Source organism: Streptomyces sp. NPDC047117, assembly GCF_040643545.1.
Classification (GTDB): domain Bacteria; phylum Actinomycetota; class Actinomycetes; order Streptomycetales; family Streptomycetaceae; genus Streptomyces.
Map to the genome: position 1 here is coordinate 1 of NZ_JBEYUN010000005.1, position 23,920 is coordinate 23,920.

Below are 23,920 nucleotides of genomic sequence, written 5' to 3' on the forward strand. Positions count from 1 at the left end.
GGAAGCTGAGGATCGTCCGTCCTATGGGCCCGCGCCGGGCGATCAGTTCGAGCGGCAGGTCGGGCCGGACGCCGCCACGAGAGAGGTCTCCCGTGGCGGCCACGGCCGTCGTGCGTCACGGACCGCAGCCCCCGAAGGGCAGGCGGCTCAGCCCTTCTTGAGGCCCAGCACCTCCGCCGCCGCGAAGTTCTCCCCCGGTGCCAGGCCGGCGAAGTACGGCGACAGCGCCGCGTCCAGCTCCTCGTACGTGAAGACGTCCTTGGCGGTGTCGAACTGCGCCGCGACCCGTGGCCGCTCGACGAGCGCGACCATGCCGCCGTGCACGACGAAGACCTGGCCGTTGACGCTGCCCGCCGAGGGCCCGGCGAGATAGCCGACCAGCGGTGACACATGCTCGGGTGCCAGCGCGTCCAGGTCGCCCTCGCCCGGTTCCCCGAAGCCCGCGAAGACGTCCTCGGTCATCCGGGTGCGGGCCCGCGGGCAGATCGCGTTGGCGGTCACCCCGTACTTGGCCAGCGCCGCCGCCGTCGAGGTGGTCAGGCCCACGATGCCGCCCTTGGCCGCCGCGTAGTTGGGCTGCCCGGCGGAACCGGCGAGGAACGCCTCGGAGGAGGTGTTGACGATCCGGCCGTACACCGGGGCGCCGGCCGCCTTGGACCGCGCGCGCCAGTGGGCGGCGGCGAAGCGCGTCGTATTGAAGTGCCCCTTGAGGTGCACCCGGATGACCGAGTCCCACTCGTCCTCGGACATCGAGAAGACCATCCGGTCCCGCAGGATGCCCGCGTTGTTGACCAGGATGTCCAGCGATCCGTAGGTGTCCACGGCCAGTTCCACGAGGGCGCGCGCCGTCCCGAAGTCGGCGACGTCCCCGAGGTGCGCGGTGGCCTGCCCGCCCGCGGCCCGGATCTCGGCGGCCACTTCCTCGGCGGGCGCCGCCGAGGCCTCGCCCGAGCCGTCCCGCCCCGGCTGCCCGTAGTCGTTGACGATCACATTCGCGCCCAGCCGGGCGAGTTCGAGCGCCTCCGCCCGGCCCAGGCCGCGGCCCGCGCCGGTGACGACGGCCGTTTTACCGTGCAGCACCATCCGTGCCTCCCCTACAGCTCGATGCAGGTGCGCAGCGCGGTACCGGTACGCATCTGCTCCAGCGCGTCGTTGATGCCGGCGAGCGGCACCCGGTGGGTGATGAGGTTCTCCAGGTCGATGCGGCCGGCCCGCCAGAGGGCGATGGCGCGCTCGTACGACCGGACCACGTCGCCGCCTCCGTACAGGGAGGGCAGGATGCGCTTCTCGTCGAAGAACAGCTCGAACATGTTGACCTGGAAGAAGTCGTCCATCGCGCCCGCGCCGACGACGCAGAGCGTGCCGCCGCGCCGGGTCGTCTCGTACGCGGTGCGGGCGGTGGCGGACTTGCCGACGACCTCGAAGACGTAGTCGAAGCCCTCCCCCGCGGTGATCCGCTGCTTGGCGTCGGCCAGCTCATCGGGGGCCACCGCCTCGGTCGCCCCGAAGCGCAGCGCGGCCTCGCGGCGCGCCTCCACCGGGTCCACCGCGACGATCTGCGCGGCGCCGCTCGCCCGCGCGCCCTGGATCGTGGAGATGCCGACGCCGCCGCACCCGATGACGGCGACCGACGAACCGGCCTCGACCTCGGCGGTGTTCAGCGCCGCGCCGAGCCCCGTGGTCACGCCGCACCCGATGAGCGCGGCGATGTCGTACGGCACGTCGTCGGGGACCGGCACCGCGCAGTTGGCCGCGACCACGACCTCCTCGGCGAACGTGCCGGTGCCGGCGAAGCCGAAGACGTCCCCGCCGGGGCGCTTGAAGTTGGGGGTGCCGGCGTTCATGAAGCCGGCCAGGCACAGATGGGTCTGGCCGCGCCGGCAGGACGGACAGCTGCCGCAGGCGGGCAGCCAGCACATCAGCACCCGGTCGCCCTGCGCGAGCCCGGTGACGCCGTCCCCGACGTCCACGATCTCGCCCGCGCCCTCGTGCCCGGGGACGAACGGGGCGGGCTGCGGCAGCACGCCGTTCATCGCGGAGAGGTCGGAGTGGCACAGCCCGGTGGCCCTGATCCGGATGCGCACCTTCCCCGGCCCGAACCCGACGGCCTCCACGTCGTCGAGGACTTCGAGCTTGTCCTGCCCTGTCTCGTGCTGTACGGCTGCGCGCATCTGCGGCTCCTCTGCGTACGGTCGGTACGGAAGGTGCGGTGGTGCGGGTGGCTCGTGGGTGCGGGGTCACGGACGGCCGGACAGCCGGGCGGCGGCCGGCGGCCCGGGTCAGGCGTGCTCGACCACGGTGTCGGCGAGAACCGGCGCGTCGTCGCGGTCCGGCGCGGTGACCGAGACCTGGACGCTCCCGGGGCCGGGGGTGTCGCGCCACATCCGGATGCGCAGCGGCTCGCCGGGGAAGACCACGCCGGCGAACCGGGTGGCGTAGCTGCGGACCCGGCCGACGTCCCCGTCCAGCACCGTGTCGACCACCGCCTTCAGCGTCACGCCGTACGAGCAGAGGCCGTGCAGGATCGGCTTGTCGAAGCCGGCGAGCGCGGCGAACTCCGGGTCGGCGTGGAGCGGGTTCCAGTCCCCGGAGAGCCGGTACAGCAGCGCCTGGTCGGGCCGGATCAGCCGGGTCACCTCGCGGTCCGGCGCACGCTCGGGCAGCTCCAGACGGCTGGACGGGCCGCGGTCGCCGCCCCAGCCGCCCTCGCCGCGGACGAAGATCTGGGTGTCGCTGGTCCAGAGCGGGCCGTCCTCGTCGGCGGTCTCCGAACGCAGCACGATGACCGCGGCCTTGCCCTTGTCGTAGACGGCCGGGACGGTCGCGGTCTGGCGGGCCGCGCCCTTGAGGGGGATCGGCCGGTGCAGGGTGATCTTCTGGGCGCCGTGCAGGACGGCCGCGAGGTCCACGTCGATGCCGGGGGACGAGAGCCCGCCGACGACGGCCATGCCGGCGCCCGCGACGGTGGCGAAGCTGGGCAGGACGTGCAGCCGGCTCTCCAGGGTGTAGCGCAGCTCGTCGGGGTCGGTGGCGGCGGCGGGCCGCTCCTCCGTGGCGGCGCCCGCGCCGATGCCGAGGTGGTAGAGCTGGACGTCCTTGTGGTCCCAGGCGATCTCGGAGGTACGCGGCTCGGCGGCAACGGCCTTGTCGGCGTCGATGGGCATGGTGCGGGGCTCCTTCGCCGTGGTGCGGGTGTACGGGGTGGCGTGCGGAGGGCGGGGACGGCGGACGGCAAGACCCCGGCCGGGCGTCCGCACCGTCGGCCGGCCGGGGTCGTCAGCGGTCGGTGACGCGCCGGCGAGGCGGGACGCGTGGCACGTCGCGACGCCGCACAGCGCACTAGAACGCGTTCTACCGATGGGCCATGTATAGCCCATCCCGGCTCAGCCCGGAACCCCCTGACGCATCGTCAGATACATCCCACGCGCACCCCGGCCGCCGCACCCGTGACATTTGTCCTTCCCGGCCGAAGACATTCCCTTCTACCGGGATCACCCTCGTCTCCGTAGATTCATGGCCATGAGGACAACGGGGACAACGGGGACAACGGGGAGCGCCCGGGACGCCACAGCGGTGGCGTTCTCGGGCGTGGTGAAGACCTACGGGGAGGTGCGGGCCGTCGACGGGCTGGACCTCACGGTCCACCGCGGCGAGACCGTCGCGCTGCTGGGGCGGAACGGCGCCGGCAAGTCGACCACGATCAGCATGCTGCTCGGGCTGCTGCCGCCCACGTCGGGCGAGGTGCACCTGTTCGGCGGCGCGCCGGAGCGGGCGGTGCGCCAGGGGCGGATCGGCGCGATGCTGCAGGACGGCCGGCCGATACCGCGGGTGACGGTGCGGGAGCTGGTCGCCTTCGTGGCGGCCACGTATCCGAAGCCGATGGCGGTGGCCGAGGCGCTGGCGCTGGCCGGCCTGGAGGAGCTGGCCGGGCAGCGGGTGGACAAGCTCTCCGGGGGCCAGGCGCAGCGGGTGCGCTTCGCGGTGGCGCTGGCGGGCGATCCGGACCTGGTCGTGCTCGACGAGCCGACCACCGCGCTGGACGTCGAGGGCCGCCGGGACTTCTGGCGGGCGATGCGGGCGTACGCGCGCCGCGGCAACACCGTGGTGTTCTCCACGCACTACCTCACCGAGGCCGACGAGAACGCCGACCGGATCGTGGTGGTGGACCGCGGCCGGGTGGTGGCCGACGGCAGCGGCGAGGCGATCAAGCGCACCGTCGGCGGCGCGCTGGTCTCCTTCGACCTGGCGGGCGCGCCCACCGACGGGCTGACCGAGCTGCCGGGGGTGACGTCCCTGGAGATACGGGGCGACCGGGCGCTGCTGCGGTCCGGCGACTCCGACGCGACGGTGCTCGCGCTGGCCCGGCTGGGCCTCGTACGGGGCCTCCAGGTGTCCCCGGCCAGCCTGGAGGACGCGTTCCTCTCCCTCACTTCCTCCCGCACGGACGCCCGCGACGGCGGCACGGCGGACAGTGGCACCGGTGCCCCGGAAGGCGCCGCAGCGGTAGGCGAAGGAGCCCTGCGATGATCGACTACATCCGGCTGGAGATCCGCCGGACCCTCCGCGACAAGGGCTTCGTCATCTTCGGCATCGGCATGCCGGTGGTGATGTACCTCCTGCTGACCAACATCGGCGGGAGCACGGGCAAGGACGCCGACGCCTGGAAGGTCACCGCCATGGTCGGCATGGCGTCGTACGGCGCGCTGGGCGCGGCGCTCGGCACCGGCAACGGCGTCGCCGAGGACAAGAAGCTCGGCTGGCTGCGGCAGCTGCGGATCACGCCGCTGTCCCCGGCCCGGGTGGTGGTGGGCCGCGGGCTGAGCGCCTCGGTGACGGTGCTGCCCGCGATCGTCGTGGTGCTGCTGCTGGGCGCACTGGTCAACGGCGTACGGCTGTCGGCCGCGCAGTGGGCCGCGCTGGTGCTGCTGCTGTGGCTGGGCACCACGCCGTTCACCCTGCTCGGCCTGGGCAACGGCTACCGCCTCTCGTCGCAGGCCGCCGGCATGGTGAACGCCGGAATGATGATGGTGCTGGCGATCATCGGCGGGCTGTGGTTCCCGGTCGGGGCGTTCCCCGGCTGGCTGGCGGAAATATCCCGCTGGACCCCGTCGAACCGCTTCGCGGACCTCGGCTGGAGCGTCACCGCGGGACACGGCCCGTCGGCGGGTACGGTCCTGGTGCTGGTGGCGTGGCTGGCGGCCTTCGGCGGCTACGCGGTGTACGCGTACCGGCGCGCGGCCCGGACCGCCTGAGGTGGGACGAGGCGGCGCCCCGGCGGTGCGCGTCCCGGAGTTCGAGGACGAGATGGCGGAACAGGACGGCAGGCCCGGGAAGAAGGGCTGCGGCACGGGACCCTCCTGGATGTCCTGGGGCACGCGGAACGACGAGCGCATGGTCTTCCGGAAGGGCCCCACGTCCGCCACGTTCATGCCCTGGCTGGTCATGGGCGTGGGCGCGATCTCCAACACGATCAACGGGAAGGCCGGCAACCCCTGGGTGGCCGGGGCCGGCCTGCTGGTCTTCAACTCGCTCTACGTCGGAGTGGTGCGCACCGCCTTCAACCCCCGGGCCCGCAAGACCTGGGTGCCGTACGGCCTGCTGGCCGCGCTGGCCGCCGTGACCTACGCGCTGGCGATCCGTTACGGCGGGGCCTGGACGCTGTTCTTCCCGCTGATGACGCTGGCCGCCGGCACCCTGCTGCGCGGGCGGCCGCTGTTCGTCGCGCTCTTCATCGCCAGCGCCTCGGCCGGCTCGCTCGCCGGCCACGGCAGCGGCGATCCGTGGGACGCCTCGACCATCGGCTACGGCACCTTCATCTCCGGCATGGTCACCTCGGCCGTCCTCGGCCTCTTCGAGGCCAACCAGCGGCTGCGGGCCACCGAGGGCGAACTGGCGCGTACGGCGGTGGAGAAGGAGCGGCTGCGGTTCTCCCGCGACCTGCACGACCTGCTGGGGCACACCCTCTCGGTGGTCGTGGTGAAGGCCGAGGCGGTGCGCCGGCTGGCGCCGCGGGACGTGGACGCGGCGCTGGCCCAGGCCGCCGACATCGAGGCGGTGGGCCGGCAGGCACTCACCGAGATCCGCGAGGCGGTGACCGGGTACCGCCAGGGCAGCCTGGCCACCGAGCTGGACCGGGCCCGCTCGGCGCTGGAGGCGGGCGGCATCGAGCCGGTCGTACGCCAGTCGGGGCCGCCGCTGTCGCCGCAGGCCGGGGCGTTGCTGGGCTGGGTCGTGCGGGAGGGGGTCACCAACGCCGTACGGCACAGCGGCGCGACCCGCTGCGAGATCGAGGTGCGCGTCGACAGCGACCGGGCCCGGCTGACGATCACCGACGACGGCCGCGGTCCCGTAAGCTCCGAGGCGCTCACCGGGGGCAGCGGCGGCACGGGCCTGACCGGGCTCGCCGAGCGGCTGGCCGCGGCGGGCGGCACGCTGGACGCGGGGCCCGACGGCCGGCGCGGCTTCCGGCTGGTGGCCGAGCTGCCCGAGGACGCGGGCGTACTGGCGGACGCGGAGGAGAGACCCGAGTGATCAAGGTCCTGCTGGCCGAGGACCAGGGCATGATGCGCGGCGCGCTGGCGCTGCTGCTGAACCTGGAAACGGACATGGAGGTGGTGGCCCAGGTACCGGCCGGGGACCGGATCGTCGACGCCGCGCTGGAGACCTCCCCGGACATCGCGCTGCTGGACATCGAGCTGCCCGGGCGCAGCGGCCTGGACGCGGCGGCGGACCTGCGGGAGGCGCTGCCGGAGTGCAAGGTGCTGATCGTGACCACCTTCGGGCGGCCGGGGTACCTGCGCCGCGCGATGGAGGCCGGGGCCTGCGGGTTCCTGGTGAAGGACGGGCCGGTGGAGGAGCTGGCGGCGGCGATCCGGCGGGTGCTGGCCGGGGAACGGGTCATCGACCCCGGGCTGGCCGCCGCCGCGCTGAGCGCCGGGCCGAATCCGCTGACGCCGCGCGAGCAGGAGGTGCTGACCGCCGCGGTGGACGGCGCGACGGTGGCCGACATCGCGGGCAGGCTGCATCTCTCGCAGGCGACCGTGCGCAACTACCTCTCGGCGGCCATCGGCAAGACCGGTACCCGCAACCGCATGGAGGCGGTACGGGCGGCCCGGCGCAACGGCTGGCTGTAGCCCGCGGGCCCGGCGCGGTCCGGACGAGCGGCGCTACGCCTCCTCCCGCAGGTAGGCCTCGTACTCCTCCGCGCTGAGCAGCTCGGCGGTGCTGCCGCTGAACCGGCATGTGAGCAGCCAGCCGTCGCCGTAGGGATCTTCGTTGATCTGCTCGGGAGAGTCGGCGAGCGAGTCGTTGACCGCCAGCACCGTGCCCGCCAGCGGCAGGTAGACCTCGCTGACGGCCTTGACCGACTCCAGCGAGCCGAAGGGGTCACCGGCGTCGAAGCGCTCGCCCACCTTGGGCAGTTCGACGTAGACGATGTCGCCGAGCTGCCGCTGGGCGTAGTCGGTGATGCCGATCGTGACCCGGTCGCCGGCCGTGTCCCGGTCGTCGCGCTCCATGCGGAGCCACTCGTGGCCCTTGCTGTACGACAGGTCCGCGGGGATTTTCACCATGCCGATGACGGTGGCACTGCCGCCACCGGGCCGACAAGGCGGAAACCGGGCTGCCGGCGCCCGCCGCGGAGGGGCCGCGCTCCGATGCTCAGGTGCGCAGGTAGGAGGCGCCGTTGACGTCGAGCACGGTGCCCGAACTCCACTGCGCCTCCGGGGAGGCGAGCCAGCGGACCGCGGCCGCGACCTCGGCCGGCTCGGCGACCCGGCCGAACGGGCTCTGGGCGCGGATCGCGGCACCCTGCTCGCCGGCCAGCCGGCCGCCGACCCGCTCGGTGTCGATGAAGCCGGGCGCCACGGATGCCACCGCGATGCCGTGCGGCGCGAGCGCGACCGCGAGGGACTGGCCGAGAGCGTGCACCGCGGCCTTGGTCGCGCCGTACGCGGGATGGTCCGGCTCGCCGCGGAAGGCGCCGCGCGAGCCGACGTTGACGATGCGTCCGCCGGTGCCCTGCTCGATCATGCGCTGTGCCGCGCCGTGGCTCAGGTGCGCGGTGCCGAGCAGGTTGACCGCGACGTGGCTCTGCCAGGCGGCGGTCCAGTCGGCGTAGGAGGTGGTGGCGGGCGGGTGCGGGGTGTTGACCGCGGCGTTGTTCACCAGCACGTCGATGCCGCCGAGTGCGGCGTCCGCCGCGGCCACCAGCCCGGCGGCGCCCTCGGGGCCGGCGATGTCGGCGTGCAGCAGGGCGTGGCCGTCGCCGGGCAGCGCGGCCAGCGTCGCCTCGGCATCGGCCCGGCGCGAGCCGTAGTGGACGGCGACCCGGTCACCGTTCTCCGCGAAGGCAAGGGCGACGGCCCGGCCCAGGCCGCGGGAGGCCCCGCTGACCAGGACGCGGCGGCCGGTGGCGGGGAACCCCGTGGCGGGAGAGGCGATCGATGCGGTGTCAGCCATGATCGCATCCTCTCGTACGGCCCCGGACGACAGCGGACCGGGCGCGGGAGGGCATCAGCGGGAGGGCATCAGCCGCGAGCGGACGTCAGCAGCGAACGCAACGTCAGGCGCGAGCGCCGTCCGTCGCGCCATCCCCCTTCGTGCGGCCCGGCAACGAGAACATCATCAGCAGGACACTGGCCAGCAGGACCACAGCGGCGACGCGGAAGGCGAGCGCGTACCCGTCGGCCAGGGCCACCCGGCCGCTGCCCGCGACCCCGGCGGCCGCCGTCGAGAGGATCGACAGGCCGAGCGCGCCGCCCATCTGCCGCGAGGTGTTGATCAGCCCGGAGACCAGGCCGGCGTCGCCGGCCGCCGCGCCCGCCGTGCAGATCGCGGCGATCGGGGTGGCCGAGAGACCCGCGCCCAGCGCCATCGTGATGCCGGGGCCGAGGATCGTGCCGAGGTACGTCCCGTGCGCGTCCATCGTCGACTGCCAGGCCATGCCGGCGGTGGCGAGCAGCACGCCCGCCACGGCCACGGTCTTGGCACCGATCCGGGGCAGCGCCATCAGCCGGGGCGCGACCTTGGAGCCGATGACGATCGAGAAGGAGTGCGGGAGGAAGGACAGGCCCGCCTGGAGCGCGCTGTAGCCGAGGACGTTCTGCGTGTAGAGCGAGAGGAAGTACCACATGGAGAACATCCCGGCGCCGACCACGACCATCGCCGAGGTCGTCGCCCAGACCGAGCGCGGCCGGAAGACGCCGAGCGGCATCAGCGGCGCCTTCGAGCGGGCCTCGACCGCCACGAAGGCACCGAGCACGACCAGCCCCGCGAGCAGCGGCAGCAGCGCGCCCGCGGCCGTCCAGCCGCGCTCGCCGGTCTGCACGATGCCGTAGGCGACGAGCGCCAGGCCGCCGGTGACCAGCAGCGCGCCGGGCACGTCCAGCCGGCGGCGCCCCTCCTGCCGGCTCTCGGTCAGGCAGTACGCGGCGCCGGCCAGGACCAGCGCGCCGATCGGCACATTGATCAGCAGCACCCAGCGCCAGGACAGGAACTGCGTGAGCAGCCCGCCGACCAGGCCGCCCGCCGCGCCGCCGCCCGCGCCGACCGCGGTCCAGGTGGCCACGGCCCGGGTGCGGGCCGGGCCCTGCGGGAAGGAGGTGGTGAGGATGGTGAGGGTGGCCGGGGCGAGCACGGCGGCGCCGATGCCCTGGACCGTCCGGGCGGCGATCAGCTGCCAGGACTCCTGGGCGAGCCCGCCGCCCAGGCTGGCCGCGGTGAACAGCGCGAGGCCGATGAGGAAGACCCGCTTGCGCCCGAAGAGGTCGGCGGCGCGGCCGCCCAGCATCAGGAACCCGGCGAAGGTGATCACGTACGCGTTGACCACCCACTGCAGGCCCAGCTCGCTCAGGCCGAGCGAGGACCGCATCGAGGGCATCGCGACGTTCACCACGGAGACGTCGAGCACCACGAGGAACTGCCCCGCGCAGACCGCGAGCATCACCGCCCAGGCGGGCGGGGCCTTGCGGGCGGTGGTTCCGGACGACTGCGGGTCGGTGGTCATGAGCGGGGGCATGCTGGTCATCGTGTCATCCGATGGATGCCCTGGGCATCGGATTATCGGCCCAACGGTCCCGGACCGGAGGTCCTAGGACCACGGGCACCGGGACCGGGCCGCACGTCCCGGGGGCCGGTTCGCCGGGACCGTACGAGGCAGGCCTGCCCCCTACGCCCGGCGCAGCAGCGTCACCACGGCCGCGCCGCCCAGTCCGATGTTGTGCGCCAGCCCCACCCCGGCCCCCGGCACCTGCCGGGCACCCGCCTCGCCGCGCAGCTGCCAGGTCAGCTCGGCGCACTGGGCCAGCCCGGTGGCGCCGAGCGGGTGGCCCTTGGAGATCAGGCCGCCGGAGGGGTTCACCACCCACCGCCCGCCGTGCGTGGTCGCGCCCTCCTCGACGAGCTTGCCGGACTCGCCGTCCGCGCACATGCCCAGCGCCTCATAGGTGAGCAGTTCGTTGACGGAGAAGCAGTCGTGCAGCTCGACGACGTCGACGTCCTCGATGCCGAGCCCGCTCGCCTCGTACGCCTGCCGGGCCGCGGCGCGCGACATCGGCCTGCCGACCACGTCGATGCAGGAGCCGGACGCGAAGGACTCCTCGGTGTCGGTGGTCATGGCCTGCGCGGCGATCTCCACGGCACGGTCCCCGAGGCCGTGCTCACGGACGAAGCGCTCGGAGACGACGACGGCCGCGGCGGCGCCGTCGGAGGTCGGCGAGCACTGGAGCTTGGTGAGAGGCCGGTGGATGGTCTTGGCGGCGAGGATCTCCTCGACGGTGTACGCGTCCTGGAACTGGGCGTACGGGTTGTCCGCCGAGTGCCGGTGGTTCTTCGCGCCGACCGCGGCGAGCTGGCGGGCCGTGGTGCCGTACCGCTCCATGTGCTCGCGGGCCGCGTTGCCGAAGATCTGGGCGGTGGGCGGGGTCATCTCGAAGCCGTGCCGGGCCGCCATCACGCCGTAGTGCCGGGCCACCGGGGACGTACTGAAGTGATCATCAGTGGCTCCGCCACGGGCACCGCTGTCCGCGCCGCCGCCGAGCGCGCCGCGCTTCATCTTCTCGAAGCCCAGCGCCAGCACGCAGTCGTTGAGCCCCGAGGCGACGAACTGCCGCGCCATCATCAGGGCCGTCGAGCCGGTCGCGCAGTTGTTGTTGACGTTGTAGACGGGGACGCCGGTCAGGCCCAGCTCGTACGCGGCCCGCTGTCCGGCGGTGGACGCCTGGTAGCAGTAGCCCACCGGTACCTGCTCGACGTGCTCGTACGCGACACCGGCGTCCGCGAGCGCCGCGCCGCCCGCCTCCTTCGCCATGTCCCAGTACTGCCACTCCCGCGTCTCGGGCTTCTCGAACTTCGTCATGCCGACGCCGACGATGTACGCCTTGCCAGTCATACGTGTTCCTCCGGGGCTCGGACGGGGGCTCAGATGATCGGGCGGGGCTCCGGGTCCCGGGGCAGCCCGAGCAGCCGCTCCGCGACGACGTTGAGCTGCACCTGTGTGGTGCCGCCCGCGATGGTCAGGCAGCGGGACATCAGGAAGCCGTGCAGCGCCCGCTCCCCCGCGCCCTCGCGCACCGCGCCCGCCGGGCCGAGCAGTTCGAGCGCCAGCTCGGCGACGGCCTGCTGGTGGCGGGTCTGGACGAGCTTGCGGACGCTGGCCCCGGCGCCCGGCTCCAGTCCGTCGACCTGCTGGAGGGTGGTGCGCAGCCCGATGCAGCCGAGCGCGTGCGCCTCGGCGGCCAGCTCGCCGACGCGGGCGTGCAGCGCGCCGTCCGCCTCCGGAGCGCCCGCCCGCGCGAGCAGCGCTTCGAGGCCGGTGTCAAAGGTCATCTGGTCGGCCATGTGCACGCGTTCGTTGCCGAGGGTGTGCCGGGCGACCCGCCAGCCGTCCCCGGCCTCCCCCACCACCGCGTCCGCGGGCAGCAGCACGTCGTCGAAGTACACCTCGTTGAAGAGCGCGTCTCCGGTGATCTCCGTCAGCGGCCTGACCTCGATGCCCGGTGTCCGCATGTCGACGAGGAAGTAGGTGAGGCCCTTGTGCTTGGGCGCGTCCGGATCGGTACGGGCGAGCAGGATGCCGTACCGCGCCCACTGCGCCGCCGACGTCCACACCTTCTGCCCGTTGACCCGCCAGCCGCCGTCCCCGGTCCGCTCGGCCCGGGTCCGCAGCGACGCCAGGTCGGACCCGGCCTCCGGCTCGGAGAACAGCTGGCACCACAGTTGTTCGCCGCGGAGGGTGGGCAGCAGGTGACGCTCCCGCTGCTCCGGCGTGCCGTGGCTGATCAGGGACGGCACCACCCACGTCGCGATGCCCAGGTCGCTCAGCTTCACCCCGGCGGCGCGCAGTTCCTCCTGCATGGCGAGCTGCCGCAGCGGACCGGCGCCGAGGCCGTACGGCTCGGGGAGGTGCGGCGCCGCGTACCCGGTGGGCGCCAGCGTCCTGCGGGCGGCGGCCGGGTCGAGTCCGACGGCCGGCGCGATCGCCTCCCGGGCCTCGGCGCGGTGGGCGTCCGCCGCGGCCGGCAGCTCCATGCGCAGCTCGCGCCGGGCGCCCGCTGCGCCGTACCGGGCCGCGCGCTGCCGGTGCCCCGCCGGGCCGCCCAGCAGCTGCCGCGCCACGATCGCCCGGCGCAGGTACAGGTGCGCGTCGTGTTCCCAGGTGAAGCCGATGCCGCCGAGTATCTGGAGGCAGTCCTTGGCGCAGCCGACGGCGGTCTCCAGGGCGGTCGCGGTGGCCAGCGCGCTCACCAGGCCGCGCACCTCGGCGGGTTCGTCCATGGCCCGCGCGGCGTCCCAGGCGAGCGCCCGGGCCTGTTCGAGCCGTACGAGCATCTCGGCGCAGAGGTGCTTGACCGCCTGGAACTGCCCGATGGGCCGGCCGAACTGCTCGCGGACCCCGGCGTGCTCGGTGGCGGTGTGCAGCGCCCAGGCGGCGGTGCCGCACGCCTCGGCGGCGAAGAGGGCCCCGGCCAGGTCCCGGACCAGCTCGGCGTCGAGCGCGAGCAGCCGGCCTGCGGGGACGCGGGCCCCGGCGGCGGTGACCTCGGCGGCCGGGCGGGTCGGATCGGCCCCGGCCGGCACCCGGATCTCCAGCGCCTCGGCGTCCACCGCGAGCCAGACCGTCCCGTTCGCCGCGGCGGCCCCCAGCACCAGTACGTCCGCGTCCCCGCCGCCGAGGACCGGCGGGGCCGTGCCGTCCAGCACGTAGCCGTCGCCGGACTCGGCCGCGGTCAGTCCGCCGGGCGTCAGCGCCACGGCCCCGACGCGCTCCCCCGCGGCGAGTTCCCGTACGAGGGCGCGTGCCGCCTCGTCGCGGGCGCCGCGCCGCAGCAGTTCGGCGGCGAGCACGTCGGGCAGGTACGGCCCGGGGAGCGCGGCGCGGCCGGTCTCCTCCAGGACGACCGCGAGGTCCAGCAGTTCCCCGCCGCCTCCGCCGTACTCCGCCGGCAGTTGCGGGCCGAGCAGTCCCTGCGCGGCCGCCTCCTCCCACCAGCCGGGCCGGCCGGCCCGTCCCGGCGCCGCGTCGAGCAGCTTCCGCCGGTCCTCGGGCGGCACGGCGCGGGTCGCCCACCCGCGCACCGCAGCGGCCAGCTCTCGGTGGTCCCGCGTGATTCCGATGCCCATGCCGGGCACAGTAGAACAGGTTCCAGTCGGACGGAAGACCAGAACTGACGCACTGTCAGTTTTTCGGCGGCGGCCCCACGGCGACCCCACGCGCGCCGAGGAGTGCGGCGTACGCCACGATGAGCGGGATGTACGCGCCGGTAACGGGTCTCCGGCGCCCGCCACCAGGAGGTAACCGATGACCGCCGCTCCCCAGCCGGAGACGCTCGCCGCGTTCGAGGCGGCGAAGGGTTTCATGCCCGCGGACGAGGGGCTGGCGCTGTACGCGGCGGCCGCCGAGGCGGGCGCGCTCGGGCTGCCGCTGATCGAGATCGGCACGTACTGCGGACGCTCCACGCTGCTGCTGGCCGACGCGGCGCGGGCGGCCGGGGTCGCCGCGGTCACCGTGGACCACCACCGCGGCAGCGAGGAGCAGCAGCCCGGCTGGGACTACCACGACCCGGAGGTCGTCGACCCGGTCGTCGGGCGGATGGACACGCTGCCCGCCTTCCGCCGGACGCTGCACGCGGCCGGGCTGGAGGAGCACGTCCTCGCGCTCGTCGGGCGGTCCCCGCAGGCCGCGGCCCTCTGGCGGGCCCCGGCGGGCCTGGTCTTCATCGACGGCGGCCACACCGACGAGCACGCCACGGCGGACTACGAGGGCTGGGCGCCCCACGTGGCGCCGGGCGGCCTGCTGGTGATCCACGACGTGTTCCCCGACCCGGTGGACGAGTGGACGGGCCAGGCCCCGTACCGCATCTACCTGCGCGCATTGAAGTCCGGCGCCTTCACGGAGGTCTCGGCGCACCGGTCGCTGCGCGTCCTGCGGCGGACCGGCGACGGAATCTGAGGCGGCCGGCGACGGATCCGAGGGGCCCGATCGGGCCCGGTGCCGGACGCGCCACGGGCAGGAGCGCCGGCTTCCGGCCGGGTGACGTTACGATCGCGCTGTGTCGAACGGCAGTACTCCCCCCACGTCCCGCCGCTACGCCCGCACCTTCTTCCTGGTGCCGGCCGTACTGGCCGCCCTGGGCTGCGCCGGCTGCGGCGCCACCGGCGGCGGTACGGCGTCCGAGGGCAGGCCGGGCCCGGACCGGCCCGCCGCTGCCGGGCAGCACACCCCCGGCACACGGCCGGACGACGGCGGCACGGCGCACAAGGACGGCAAGGCGCAGAAGAACGGCAAGGACGCGGACCGGGAGCGCGGTCCGGCGGCCGGCGGCGGCCCACTCAAGGGCAAGGTCGTGGTGATCGACCCCGGCCACAACCCCGCCAACCGCGACCACCCGGCGGAGATCGCGCGCCAGGTCGATGTCGGCAACGCCCGCAAGGAGTGCGACACGACCGGCACCTCCACCAACGCCGGATACGCGGAGGCGTCCTTCACCCTCGACGTGGCGCGCCGCGCCCGCACCCTGCTGCGGAAGGAAGGCGTGCGGGTCGTCCTCACCCAGGACGGCGACCGTCCCTACGGGCCGTGCGTGGACGAGCGCGCCGAGATCGGCAACAAGGCCCACGCGGACGCCGCGATCTCCCTCCACGCGGACGGCGCCGGGGCCGGGAACCGCGGTTTCCACGTGATCCGGCCCGGTGCGGTGCACGCCGGCGGCGCGGACACCCGGAAGATCACCGGCCCGTCGCGCGACCTCGCCGACCATGTCGTGGGCCGCTTCGTCGCGGCGACCGGCAGCGCGCCGGCCAACTACATCGGTGACGGCAAGGGCCTGGACACCCGTACCGACCTCGGCGGACTCAACCTCTCCCGGGTGCCGAAGGTCTTCCTGGAGTGCGGCAACATGCGTGACGCGCAGGACGCGGCGCGCCTCACCGACCCCGCGTGGCGCCAGCAGGCGGCCGCCGGCATCGCCGAGGGCATCACCGGTTTCCTGCGCCGCTGACGGCCGTCCGGCGCCCGGCGGCACCCGCGCGAACCGGCCTGTCCGGCGCCCGGAGACCCTCATAAGGGGACGAGACGACCCAGCGGATGGGGCGGTAGGTTCCCCCTTACGATGGGGGGCCACCCCCGCGCCTCGCGCCGTGCGCAATCGGCGACAGCACGACCCATGACGAAAAACGGCAAAGGACTCCTTACGTGAACATCCGATCCCTCACACGAGGCGACGGCGTGGTGATCGGAGCAGCGGTGTTGCTGTTCATCGCCTCGTTCCTCGATTTCACCGGCAGCCCCGACTGCTCCGGCGAGATGGCCAAGTACTGCGCCGCCGCCGAGAGCTCGAACGCCTGGGACTCGCTCGCCACCGTCATGAGCATCTACCTGGCCGGTGTCATCGCTGCCGTGCTCATCATCGTGAGCCGCGCGCTGCCGCAGCCGCGCAAGGTCGCCGGTCTGGACCTCGGACAGTTCGGTGTCGCGCTGGCCATCTTCGCGGCCTGGACGGCGTTCTGGACGATCATCAGCGTCGGCAGCGCGGGCCCCGGCATCATCATCGGCCTCATCGCCGCGCTGATCCTGGCCGCCGCCGCCATTGCCTCGCCGCTCGTCCCCGCGCTGCAGGCCAAGCTCATCACCGCCCCCGCCGCCTCGCCCTCCCCGTACAACACCGGCGTCAACGCCGGGTACGGCTACCCGGGCGCGCAGCAGCAGGTGCCGGGCCAGGGCTACGGCTACCCCGGCGGCCCGCAGCAGGGCGGCCAGCCCTCGTACGGCGGCCGGCCCCAGCCGACGCAGGGCGGCCAGGCCGGTCAGCCCGCGCCCGCCGCGACCGACCAGCAGACCGGTGCGCCGGCCGCCGAGTTCGCGCCGTTCTGGTTCGCGGTTCCGGTCGCCCGCCCGCTGTACGGCGAGGACGGCAGCCCGACGCCGATCGCCGAACTGGCCCCCGGCACCTGGTACCTCGCGGTCGAGCAGCGCGGCCAGGCGCTGATCGCGCAGACCCAGGACGGCCGCCGCGGCGTCCTGCAGGACACCACCGGCATCCAGCGCGGCTGATTCCGCGCGCCGACGGCATCGCACGGCCCCGTACCCACCGTTCGTGGGTGCGGGGCCGTTGCCATGGCCGTACCCGCCTCGTACAGTCGCCGCACGGCATTCTGGCGGTACGTCAGGAAGGATCGGTATGCGGCTCGGCCTGGCGCTCGGCTACTGGGGACGGGGCCCCGACCCCCGCCATCTCGACCTCGCCCGTGAGGCGGAAAGGCTCGGCTACGCCTCCGTATGGACGGCGGAGTCCTGGGGATCCGACGCGTTCACCGTACTCACCTGGATCGCCGCGCACACCACACGCATCCAACTGGGCACCGGCATCGCGCAGATGGCGGCCCGCACCCCCACCGCCACCGCGATGCACGCACTCACCCTGGACCACCTCAGCGGCGGGCGGATGCTGCTGGGGCTGGGGCTGTCCGGGCCGCAGGTGGTCGAGGGCTGGTACGGCAGGCCGTTCCCCAAGAGCCCGCTGACCGCGACCCGGGAGTACGTCGACGTGGTACGCCAAGTGCTGCGCCGCGAGGGGCCGGTGACGCTGGACGGGCGGTTCCACACCCACCCGTACCGCGGCCCGGACGGCACCGGTCTCGGCAAGCCGCTCAAGGCGATCACCCATCCGCTCCGCGCCGGCCTGCCGGTCCTCCTCGCCGCCGAGGGCCCGAAGAACATCGCCCAGACCTGCCGCATCGCGGACGGCTGGCTGCCGCTGTACTGGTCACCGGAGCGCACGGAGGTGTACGCGGCCTCGCTCGCCGACGCGCCGGAGTCCTTCCGCATCGCGCCCATGGCGCGGGCCGTGGTCTGCGACGACGTCGCCGAGGGACTGCTGCCGGTCAAGGCGATGCTGGGCTTCTACATCGGCGGGATGGGCCACGCGACCAGGAATTTCCACGCGGACCTGATGGCGCGCATGGGGTACGAGGAGGAGGCCCGGCGGATCCAGGACCTCTTCCGGGAGGGGCGGCGGGAGGAGGCCGTGCGCGCCGTCCCCGACGCCTTCGCCGACGAGATCTCCCTCGTCGGCCCGCGTGCACGCATCGCCGAGCGGCTGGACCTGTGGCGCGCGGGCCCGGTCACCGACCTCCTGGTCATGGCCCCGGACCCGCACACCCTGCGGGTACTCGCCGAGCTCAACTCCTAGGCGCTCGACGCCCGGCGGGCCGGTGGCTAGCCGAAGCTCACCATCCCGAGCCACTCGTCGAACAGGCCGCGGTCCCCCTCGACGGTGACCGCCGGGGTGTCGTGCGGCAGGCGCCGGTAGAAGACCAGCAGGACGTCCGTCAGCGGGCCGCTGAGCGTGACCGCGGCCTGCTCGTCCGCGCCGGCCCGCCGCCAGTCGAGCCGGTCGCCGGTCAGGTCGATGATCCAGCGCGTACCGGCCGGGCCGGTGTCCGTGGCGTGCAGGCAGACCGTGCGCCCCGGGCCCAGCAGCTGCACGAGGTCCGGCCGCCGCGCCAGGACCTGCGGTGAGGTGCCGATCTCCAGCCACTCCTCCAGCGTGTCCGCGGCGACGTCCGGCGCGAGCCCGTACCCGGCACCCGCCGCGATCGCCGCGTCCGCCCGGTGGATCACGATCTCGTGCGTGGCGCGCCGCGCCCAGAACCCCGCGGTCTGCTCGTCCACCCAGGTCCACACCCGGGCGTCGGGCCCGGCGTCCCGCAGCGCCGCGGCCGCCAGCTCCGCGCTCTCGCCCAGCCAGGCGTCCAGCGCGGCCGGGTCCCCGTCCCCCGGCCCCCGGAAATCCGGTACGTCCTCGTCGGGGACGACGTCCCGCGCGCGGGTCCGCACGGTCGTCCCCATCCAGCGGAGCGCTCCGCCGAGGTGCCGGGTCAGCTCGCCGATCGTCCATTCCGGGCAGGTGGGAACCGTCGCCTTCAGGTCCGCCCCCCGCAGTGCCTCCCGGAACAGTCCGGTCTGCACCAGAATCTCTTCGCAGTACCTCTCGTGCCCAAGGCGTGTCATACCCGCACACTAGTGCGCTTCCGGGGCCCTCGCCCCGATTTTCCGGGGCGGGCGATCAACGGCAGCAGTCCGGCTCCAGCCCCGCCGGGAGACGCTCGCCGCCGAAGACGGCCGTGGTCGCCTCGTCGCCACCGAGGGCCGCCACCGCCAGCAGCAGGGAGCCCGCCGTCCACGACGTCAGCTCGCGCGGCCAGATCGCGTCGTCGTCGAAGACATAGCCGGTCCAGTACATGCCGTCCTCGGCACGCAGGTGCTGGATCGAGCGGAGGATCTCCACGGCCCGGTCGGACTCGCCCATCGCCCAGAGCGCCAGGGCCAGTTCGGCGCTCTCGCCGCCGGTGACCCAGGGGTTGGGCAGGACGCAGCGGACACCCAGGCCCGGCACGACGAAGTCGTCCCACTGCGCCTCGATGCGCTCCTTGGCCGCCTGGCCGCGCAGCGCCCCGCCGAGCACCGGGTAGTACCAGTCCATCGAGTAGCGGGACTTGTCCAGAAAACGCTCCGGGTGGTGCCGGATCGTGTGGCCCAGCCGGCCGGCCGCCAGCTCCCAGTCCGGCTGCGGTTCGCCGCGCTGGTCGGCCATGGCCAGGGCGCAGCGCAGGGCCTGGTAGACGGAGGAGGAGCCGGTCAGCAGCGCGTCGTTGACGGGCGTGCCGTCGTCCTCGCGCTTCCAGCCGATCTCGCCGCCCGGCTGCTGGAGGGCGAGGACGAACTCCACCGCCGCATACACCGCCGGCCACATGCGGTCCAGGAACGTGTCGTCGCCCGTGGAGAGGTAGTGGTGCCAGACGCCGACGGCGAGGTACGCGCAGAAGTTGGTCTCCCGGCCGCGGTCGGTGGGCCGCTCCGCGTCCCCGTCGGCGTACGCGGCGTACCAGGAGCCGTCGGGCAGCTGATGGTCGGCGAGCCACTGGTAGGCGGCCTCGGCGCGGGCGTGCTCGCCGGCCGCGTCCAGCGCCATCGCGGCCTCGGTGTGGTCCCAGGGGTCGAGGTGGTGGCCCCGGAACCACGGGATGGCGCCGTCCGCGCGCTGGGCCGCGAGGATGCCGGCCACGGTGCGGGCGGCCTGCTCAGCGGTGAGCACTCCGGGCAGGACGAGTCGTTCGGTGCGCCCGGGGCTCGTCACAGGGCGGCTCGCGCGGCCTCGTCGGACAGCTCAGCAGCGGCCTTCGGCTCGTGCGGCTTGGTGGCGTACGCGACGAAGCTCTTGCCGATGAGCGGGTTCAGCGCGTTCTCGGCGAGCCGCGTGGCCAGCGGCTTCTTCATGATGTCCCAGACCAGGAGCTTGTGGTACGCCTTGACCGGCAGCGCCTTGTCGTTGTCCACGCCGAACGCGCACTTGAGCCACCAGTAGGGGCTGTGCAGCGCGTGCGCGTGGTGCGAGCCGTACGGGCGCAGCCCCGCCTCGCGCATCTTGCCGAGCAGTTCGTCGGCCTTGTAGATGCGGATGTGGCCGCCCTCGACCTCGTGGTACGCGTCACTGAGCGCCCAGCAGACCTTCTCGGGGCCGTAGCGGGGCACGGTGACGGCGATCCGGCCGCCGGGCTTGAGGACCCGGACCATCTCGGCGAGCACGCCCTTGTCGTCGGGGATGTGCTCCATGACCTCGGAGATGATCACGACGTCGAAGGAGTCGTCGGGGAAGGGCAGCGCGAGCGCGTCGCCCTCCATGGCGGTCGCGGTGGCGCCGGCCGGGGCCTCTCCGGCCTCCTCCATCGCCGCGAACCACTTCGCGACCTCGCGGATCTCCTCGGCGTTCTGGTCCAGCGCGACGACCTGCGCGCCGCGCCGGTAGCACTCGAAGGCGTGCCGGCCCGCGCCGCAGCCCAGATCGAGCACGCGGTCGCCCGGTGCGAGCGGGAATCGGGAAAAGTCGACGGTCAGCACGGCCTCTCAGCTTTCGTCCTGGGGAGGCCCCGGCCGCACGGGGACGGCGGGGACGGTATGGCGGTCACGGCGGTCTCGGCGGACAGAGGTGCGGGGCCGTTCTAGGCGCGCGCGGCGGGCTCGGCGGCCGGCACGGCGGTGGGGCGGGCGGCCTGCGGCCGGTGTGCCGCCTGCCGGGCGATGGCCTCGCGGTAGCGCTCGGCGGTGCCGATGGCCGCCTGCCGCCAGGTGAACCGGGCGAGCACCCGCTCACGCCCCGCGGCGCCGAGCCGGCGGCGCAGGTCCGCGTCGCCCAGCAGCCGGTTCAGGCCCGTGGCGAGCGCGCCCGCGTCGCCCGGCGGCACGGCGAGACAGGTCTCGCCGTCGGGCCCGGCGACCTCGGGGATGGCACCGCCGGTGGTGGCCAGCAGCGGCGTGCCGGTGGCCATGGCCTCGGCGGCCGGCAGCGAGAAGCCTTCGTAGAGGGAGGGCACGCAGGCGACCTGGGCGCCGCGTACCAGGTCCACCAGTTCGGCGTCGCTGATGCCCTTGACGAACTCGATGGCGTCGCCGAGCCCGTACCGCTCGATGGCCGCGGCGACCGGGCCGTCGTCGGCGCGCTTGCCGACCACCACCAGGTGCGCCGCCGGGTTCTCGGTGCGGACCTTGGCGAGCGCCTCGACCAAGTGGATCAGGCCCTTGAGCGGTACGTCGGCGCTGGAGGTGGTGACGATGCGGCCCGGCACCTCGGGGACCGAGGGGTCGGGCGAGAAGAGGTCGGTGTCCGCGCCGATGTGCACGACGTGGATGCGGTCCTGACGGACGCCCAGGTGGTCGGTGATCTCCTGGCGGGAGGAGCCGGAGACGGTGAGGACCGAGGGCAGCCGGCGGGCGACCCGCTTCTGCATGCGGGTGAAGCCGTACCAGCGGCGGACCGAGGCGCGCCGCCGCCAGCCGTCGGCGGCGTCCAGGTCCAGCTGCCGGTCGACGGTGATGGGGTGGTGGATCGTGGTGACCAGGGGCGCGCCGAGGTCGCCGAGCAGGCCGTAGCCGAGCGTCTGGTTGTCGTGGACGACGTCGAAGTCACCGCGGCGCGCGGCGAGATGGCGGCGCGCCCGCAGGGAGAAGGTGAGCGGCTCGGGGAAGCCGCCGGTCCACATCGTGCCCACTTCGAGGGCGTCGACCCAGTCCCGGTACTCGTCGCGTCTCGGCGTGCGGAAGGGGTCCGGCTGCCGGTAGAGGTCCAGGCTGGGCAGCTCGGTCAGCGGCACCCCGGCGTCGAGGACGGGGTAGGGCTGGGCGCCGATGACCTCGACGGAGTGGCCGAGCCCGGCGAGTTCGCGGGAGAGGTGGCGTACGTAGACGCCCTGGCCGCCGCAGAACGGATTTCCTTTGTACGTGAGCAGGGCGATCCGAAGGGGGCGGTCGCCGGTGGCCTCGGCGGGGCGAGCGGCGGCTGCCTGGACGGCCTCAGCGGACACTCTCGGCCCCTCTCTCACTGGACTTTCGCCGGAGCGTAACCGCTGGCGCTAATCTAGAACAAGTTACAGAACGGATCGGTTACCGACGAGTTCACCAGCTCGAATCTACCGGGCGGGGAACCGACGAAAAGGGCCGCACCAGGTGATTCGCGCCACGACCCACCCCCTGCCATGCTGACCCGATCAGCAGCTCGACGTACCCCGGAGCACGGACGGACCGCCACGGAATGGGACACATGACTTCCGAACCCCAGTCGGCGCTTCCCGCCAGTCCCGCCCTGACCGAGCGCCAGGAAGCGCGCCGCCGCCGCATCCTGCACGCCAGCGCGCAGCTGGCCGGGCGGGGCGGCTTCGACGCCGTCCAGATGCGCGAGGTCGCGGAGATGTCGAACGTCGCACTGGGGACGCTGTACCGCTACTTCCCCTCCAAGATCCACCTGCTGGTGGCGACCATGCAGGACCAGCTGCAGCACATGCACGCGACGTTGCGCAAACGCCCGCCGACGGAGAGTGATCCCGGAGCGCGGGTGGCGCAGACGCTGATGCGGGCCTTCCGTGCGATGCAGCGCGAGCCGCACCTGGCGGACGCCATGGTGCGCGCGCTCACCTTCGCCGACCGGTCGGTGAGCCCCGAGGTCGACACCGTCTCCCGGCTGACGACGGCGATCATCCTGGACGCCATGGGGCTGGATTCGGCCGCCACCCCCGAGCAGCTCTCGGCCGTACGAGTGATCGAACACACCTGGCACTCGGCGCTGATCACCTGGCTGTCGGGGCGGGCTTCGATTGCGCAAGTGAAGATCGACATTGAGACGGTGTGCCGGCTCATCGAGCTGACGTCTTCGCAGCGCCCGGAATAGCCGCTTCTCTTCCGGTAGTTCCCCTTTCTCTCCCCCGGCCGCACCCCCTCACAGCGTGCATACATGCATCACGCCGTGCACCCGTGCGCCCCCTTGCCCCCTCTTGGCCTGATCTGCGGCCCCACGGCGCGCCCATTACAGGTATGAATTCGGGGTGGTTGACAAATATGCCGGTACACGGGGGTCTGGAGGGGGACTGCAGTGATCCGGGTGCTGCTGGTGCACGACGTCTGCCTGTTTCGATGGGCGTTGGCCGAGGTGCTCAGCAGGGAAAACGACATAGAGGTGGCGGTGTCCACGCCGGACGGCGCGGTGAGCCGGGTGCGCGCGTTGCAGCCGGACGTCTGCGTGGTCGATGTGGACTCCGCCATGCCGATCGGACTGAAGGCGTTGCGAAAGCTATCGGACAGCGGGGTCGCGCCAGCGGCACATGCCGAAGGTGAAACTCGGAGAGAGGACTCCGGTTGGGGTGACAGTGCGTATCGGAACGCCGACCCGCACCGGACAGGCCGGGGGGCGAGAACCGCGGCCGGGACACACGGCGCCGCGGTGCCGGGCAGAGGGACGAACGGCCGGGGAGCCCCGGCGGGCACCACGCAGGTGGTGCCGGACGCGCACGGCGGCCGCACCCTCCCGGGGCACGGCACGACGGGCCGCGGCCCCATCGCGCACATCCCGCAGCAGGCCACCAGATGCCGCGAGCACCCCGCGCACGGCACGGCAGGCGCCCCGCCCTGCGGTGCGGAGTGCGCGACGGGCGGCGCGCGGGAGGGGGCGGACGCGCCGCGCCGGGGGCCCGCGCTGCTCGTACTGGGCTCGGCCGGCCGGCCAGGGCCGCTGCGCCGGGCGTTCGAGGCGGACGCGCTCGGCTTTGTCGACAAGGAGGGCTCGCCCCGGCAGCTGACCGCGGGGATCCGGCAGGTCGCGGCGGGCCGGCGCTTCATCGACGGCTCGCTCGGCTTCGGCTTCCTCCAGGCCGCCGAAATGCCGCTCACCCAGCGGGAGCTGAGCGTGCTCTCACTGGCGGCGGAGGGCGCCTCGGTCGCCGAGATCGCCGGCACGCTGCACCTGTCCAACGGCACGGTGCGCAACTACATGTCCGCGATCACCCGGAAGACCGGCGCCCGCAACAGGGTCGACGCCATCCGGATCTCCCAGGGGGAGGGCTGGCTGTGACCGGACCGCCGGACAACGGCCCGGGCCGC

22 protein-coding genes are annotated in these 23,920 nt (G+C 73.8%); 10 read left to right on the top strand and 12 right to left on the bottom strand.

The annotated features are described in order from the left end of the window. Positions 1 to 147: 147 nt before the first annotated feature. From ABZ840_RS10750 to ABZ840_RS10760, 3 genes are all read right to left on the bottom strand, one after another. Positions 148 to 1,083 carry a 3-oxoacyl-ACP reductase gene (locus ABZ840_RS10750; protein ID WP_361556634.1) on the bottom strand — a complete coding sequence of 312 codons (936 nt, stop codon included), beginning with the start codon at positions 1,081 to 1,083 and terminating at the stop codon, positions 148 to 150. 11 nt (positions 1,084 to 1,094) lie between these two features. Next, positions 1,095 to 2,171, bottom strand: a complete 1,077-nt coding sequence (locus ABZ840_RS10755) for a Zn-dependent alcohol dehydrogenase (protein WP_361556637.1) — start codon at positions 2,169 to 2,171, stop codon at positions 1,095 to 1,097. 108 nt (positions 2,172 to 2,279) lie between these two features. Further along, a complete protein-coding gene (locus ABZ840_RS10760) occupies positions 2,280 to 3,164 on the bottom strand; it encodes a MaoC/PaaZ C-terminal domain-containing protein (protein ID WP_361556640.1) in 885 nt (294 codons plus the stop codon). A gap of 355 nt (positions 3,165 to 3,519) precedes the next feature. On the opposite strand from ABZ840_RS10760, the gene ABZ840_RS10765 reads away from it, so the two are divergent. From ABZ840_RS10765 to ABZ840_RS10780, 4 genes are all read left to right on the top strand, one after another. Continuing rightward, entirely contained in the window at positions 3,520 to 4,527 is a 1,008-nt protein-coding gene (locus ABZ840_RS10765) for an ABC transporter ATP-binding protein (RefSeq protein WP_361556643.1), read from the top strand. Further along, complete coding sequence (locus ABZ840_RS10770) at positions 4,524 to 5,252, top strand: ABC transporter permease (RefSeq protein ID WP_361556646.1); 729 nt, start codon at positions 4,524 to 4,526, stop codon at positions 5,250 to 5,252. Before ABZ840_RS10765 ends, ABZ840_RS10770 begins: the two co-directional genes overlap by 4 nt. A 139-nt stretch (positions 5,253 to 5,391) precedes the next feature. Then, positions 5,392 to 6,531, top strand: coding sequence for a histidine kinase (locus tag ABZ840_RS10775; RefSeq protein WP_361557716.1), 1,140 nt, complete (start codon positions 5,392 to 5,394; stop codon positions 6,529 to 6,531). Next, the gene (locus tag ABZ840_RS10780; protein ID WP_361556649.1) at positions 6,528 to 7,133 is read left to right on the top strand and encodes a response regulator transcription factor; all 606 of its coding nucleotides are present in this window, start codon (positions 6,528 to 6,530) and stop codon (positions 7,131 to 7,133) included. Before ABZ840_RS10775 ends, ABZ840_RS10780 begins: the two co-directional genes overlap by 4 nt. 33 nt (positions 7,134 to 7,166) lie before the next feature. On the opposite strand, the gene gcvH is transcribed toward ABZ840_RS10780, so the two are convergent. From gcvH to ABZ840_RS10805, 5 genes are all read right to left on the bottom strand, one after another. After that, the gene (gene gcvH / locus ABZ840_RS10785) at positions 7,167 to 7,568 is read right to left on the bottom strand and encodes a glycine cleavage system protein GcvH (protein ID WP_361557719.1); all 402 of its coding nucleotides are present in this window, start codon (positions 7,566 to 7,568) and stop codon (positions 7,167 to 7,169) included. 91 nt (positions 7,569 to 7,659) lie between these two features. Continuing rightward, on the bottom strand, positions 7,660 to 8,460 hold the full coding sequence (locus ABZ840_RS10790) for an SDR family oxidoreductase (RefSeq protein ID WP_361556652.1): 801 nt from the start codon (positions 8,458 to 8,460) through the stop codon (positions 7,660 to 7,662). A gap of 103 nt (positions 8,461 to 8,563) precedes the next feature. Continuing rightward, complete coding sequence (locus ABZ840_RS10795; protein WP_361557722.1) at positions 8,564 to 10,018, bottom strand: MFS transporter; 1,455 nt, start codon at positions 10,016 to 10,018, stop codon at positions 8,564 to 8,566. A gap of 150 nt (positions 10,019 to 10,168) precedes the next feature. Beyond that, positions 10,169 to 11,389: a lipid-transfer protein gene (locus ABZ840_RS10800; protein WP_361556655.1), complete on the bottom strand. Its 1,221-nt coding sequence runs from the start codon at positions 11,387 to 11,389 to the stop codon at positions 10,169 to 10,171. A 29-nt stretch (positions 11,390 to 11,418) separates the two neighbouring features. Then, complete coding sequence (locus ABZ840_RS10805; protein WP_361556658.1) at positions 11,419 to 13,620, bottom strand: acyl-CoA dehydrogenase; 2,202 nt, start codon at positions 13,618 to 13,620, stop codon at positions 11,419 to 11,421. A gap of 178 nt (positions 13,621 to 13,798) precedes the next feature. On the opposite strand from ABZ840_RS10805, the gene ABZ840_RS10810 reads away from it, so the two are divergent. The 4 genes from ABZ840_RS10810 (at position 13,799) to ABZ840_RS10825 (ending at position 17,687) form a co-directional block, all read left to right on the top strand. Further along, the gene (locus ABZ840_RS10810) at positions 13,799 to 14,449 is read left to right on the top strand and encodes a class I SAM-dependent methyltransferase (protein ID WP_361556661.1); all 651 of its coding nucleotides are present in this window, start codon (positions 13,799 to 13,801) and stop codon (positions 14,447 to 14,449) included. Between the two features lie 100 nt (positions 14,450 to 14,549). Continuing rightward, positions 14,550 to 15,497 carry an N-acetylmuramoyl-L-alanine amidase gene (locus ABZ840_RS10815; RefSeq protein WP_361556664.1) on the top strand — a complete coding sequence of 316 codons (948 nt, stop codon included), beginning with the start codon at positions 14,550 to 14,552 and terminating at the stop codon, positions 15,495 to 15,497. A 194-nt stretch (positions 15,498 to 15,691) separates the two neighbouring features. Then, positions 15,692 to 16,549, top strand: coding sequence for a hypothetical protein (locus ABZ840_RS10820; RefSeq protein ID WP_361556667.1), 858 nt, complete (start codon positions 15,692 to 15,694; stop codon positions 16,547 to 16,549). A gap of 127 nt (positions 16,550 to 16,676) precedes the next feature. Continuing rightward, complete coding sequence (locus ABZ840_RS10825; RefSeq protein ID WP_361556670.1) at positions 16,677 to 17,687, top strand: LLM class F420-dependent oxidoreductase; 1,011 nt, start codon at positions 16,677 to 16,679, stop codon at positions 17,685 to 17,687. Between the two features lie 26 nt (positions 17,688 to 17,713). On the opposite strand, the gene ABZ840_RS10830 is transcribed toward ABZ840_RS10825, so the two are convergent. The 4 genes from ABZ840_RS10830 to ABZ840_RS10845 form a co-directional block, all read right to left on the bottom strand. Next, a complete protein-coding gene (locus ABZ840_RS10830; RefSeq protein WP_361556673.1) occupies positions 17,714 to 18,508 on the bottom strand; it encodes a maleylpyruvate isomerase N-terminal domain-containing protein in 795 nt (264 codons plus the stop codon). Between the two features lie 55 nt (positions 18,509 to 18,563). After that, positions 18,564 to 19,634 (bottom strand): prenyltransferase, encoded by a 1,071-nt coding sequence (locus tag ABZ840_RS10835; protein ID WP_361556676.1) that lies wholly within the window; start codon positions 19,632 to 19,634, stop codon positions 18,564 to 18,566. After that, positions 19,631 to 20,395 carry a class I SAM-dependent methyltransferase gene (locus ABZ840_RS10840; RefSeq protein ID WP_361556679.1) on the bottom strand — a complete coding sequence of 255 codons (765 nt, stop codon included), beginning with the start codon at positions 20,393 to 20,395 and terminating at the stop codon, positions 19,631 to 19,633. Before ABZ840_RS10840 ends, ABZ840_RS10835 begins: the two co-directional genes overlap by 4 nt. Positions 20,396 to 20,496: 101 nt before the next feature. Beyond that, entirely contained in the window at positions 20,497 to 21,855 is a 1,359-nt protein-coding gene (locus ABZ840_RS10845; RefSeq protein ID WP_361556682.1) for a glycosyltransferase family 4 protein, read from the bottom strand. A gap of 236 nt (positions 21,856 to 22,091) precedes the next feature. Between ABZ840_RS10845 and ABZ840_RS10850 the strand changes: the two genes are divergently transcribed. Together ABZ840_RS10850 and ABZ840_RS10855 are read left to right on the top strand one after the other, a co-directional pair. After that, a complete protein-coding gene (locus ABZ840_RS10850) occupies positions 22,092 to 22,715 on the top strand; it encodes a TetR family transcriptional regulator (RefSeq protein WP_361556685.1) in 624 nt (207 codons plus the stop codon). A 549-nt stretch (positions 22,716 to 23,264) separates the two neighbouring features. Beyond that, positions 23,265 to 23,891 (top strand): response regulator transcription factor, encoded by a 627-nt coding sequence (locus ABZ840_RS10855; RefSeq protein WP_361556688.1) that lies wholly within the window; start codon positions 23,265 to 23,267, stop codon positions 23,889 to 23,891. The last annotated feature ends 29 nt before the right edge of the window (positions 23,892 to 23,920 follow it).

Coding starts and splice junctions, on each gene's coding strand:
- ABZ840_RS10800 (WP_361556655.1), bottom strand. CDS start 11,389: ATGACTGGCAAGGCGTACATCGTCGGCGTCGGCATGACGAAGTTCGAG.
- ABZ840_RS10765 (WP_361556643.1), top strand. CDS start 3,520: ATGAGGACAACGGGGACAACGGGGACAACGGGGAGCGCCCGGGACGCC.
- ABZ840_RS10795 (WP_361557722.1), bottom strand. CDS start 10,018: ATGCCCCCGCTCATGACCACCGACCCGCAGTCGTCCGGAACCACCGCC.
- ABZ840_RS10770 (WP_361556646.1), top strand. CDS start 4,524: ATGATCGACTACATCCGGCTGGAGATCCGCCGGACCCTCCGCGACAAG.
- ABZ840_RS10755 (WP_361556637.1), bottom strand. CDS start 2,171: ATGCGCGCAGCCGTACAGCACGAGACAGGGCAGGACAAGCTCGAAGTC.
- ABZ840_RS10790 (WP_361556652.1), bottom strand. CDS start 8,460: ATGGCTGACACCGCATCGATCGCCTCTCCCGCCACGGGGTTCCCCGCC.
- ABZ840_RS10825 (WP_361556670.1), top strand. CDS start 16,677: ATGCGGCTCGGCCTGGCGCTCGGCTACTGGGGACGGGGCCCCGACCCC.
- ABZ840_RS10750 (WP_361556634.1), bottom strand. CDS start 1,083: ATGGTGCTGCACGGTAAAACGGCCGTCGTCACCGGCGCGGGCCGCGGC.
- ABZ840_RS10760 (WP_361556640.1), bottom strand. CDS start 3,164: ATGCCCATCGACGCCGACAAGGCCGTTGCCGCCGAGCCGCGTACCTCC.
- ABZ840_RS10810 (WP_361556661.1), top strand. CDS start 13,799: ATGACCGCCGCTCCCCAGCCGGAGACGCTCGCCGCGTTCGAGGCGGCG.
- ABZ840_RS10805 (WP_361556658.1), bottom strand. CDS start 13,620: ATGGGCATCGGAATCACGCGGGACCACCGAGAGCTGGCCGCTGCGGTG.
- ABZ840_RS10830 (WP_361556673.1), bottom strand. CDS start 18,508: ATGACACGCCTTGGGCACGAGAGGTACTGCGAAGAGATTCTGGTGCAG.
- ABZ840_RS10850 (WP_361556685.1), top strand. CDS start 22,092: ATGACTTCCGAACCCCAGTCGGCGCTTCCCGCCAGTCCCGCCCTGACC.
- ABZ840_RS10775 (WP_361557716.1), top strand. CDS start 5,392: ATGGTCTTCCGGAAGGGCCCCACGTCCGCCACGTTCATGCCCTGGCTG.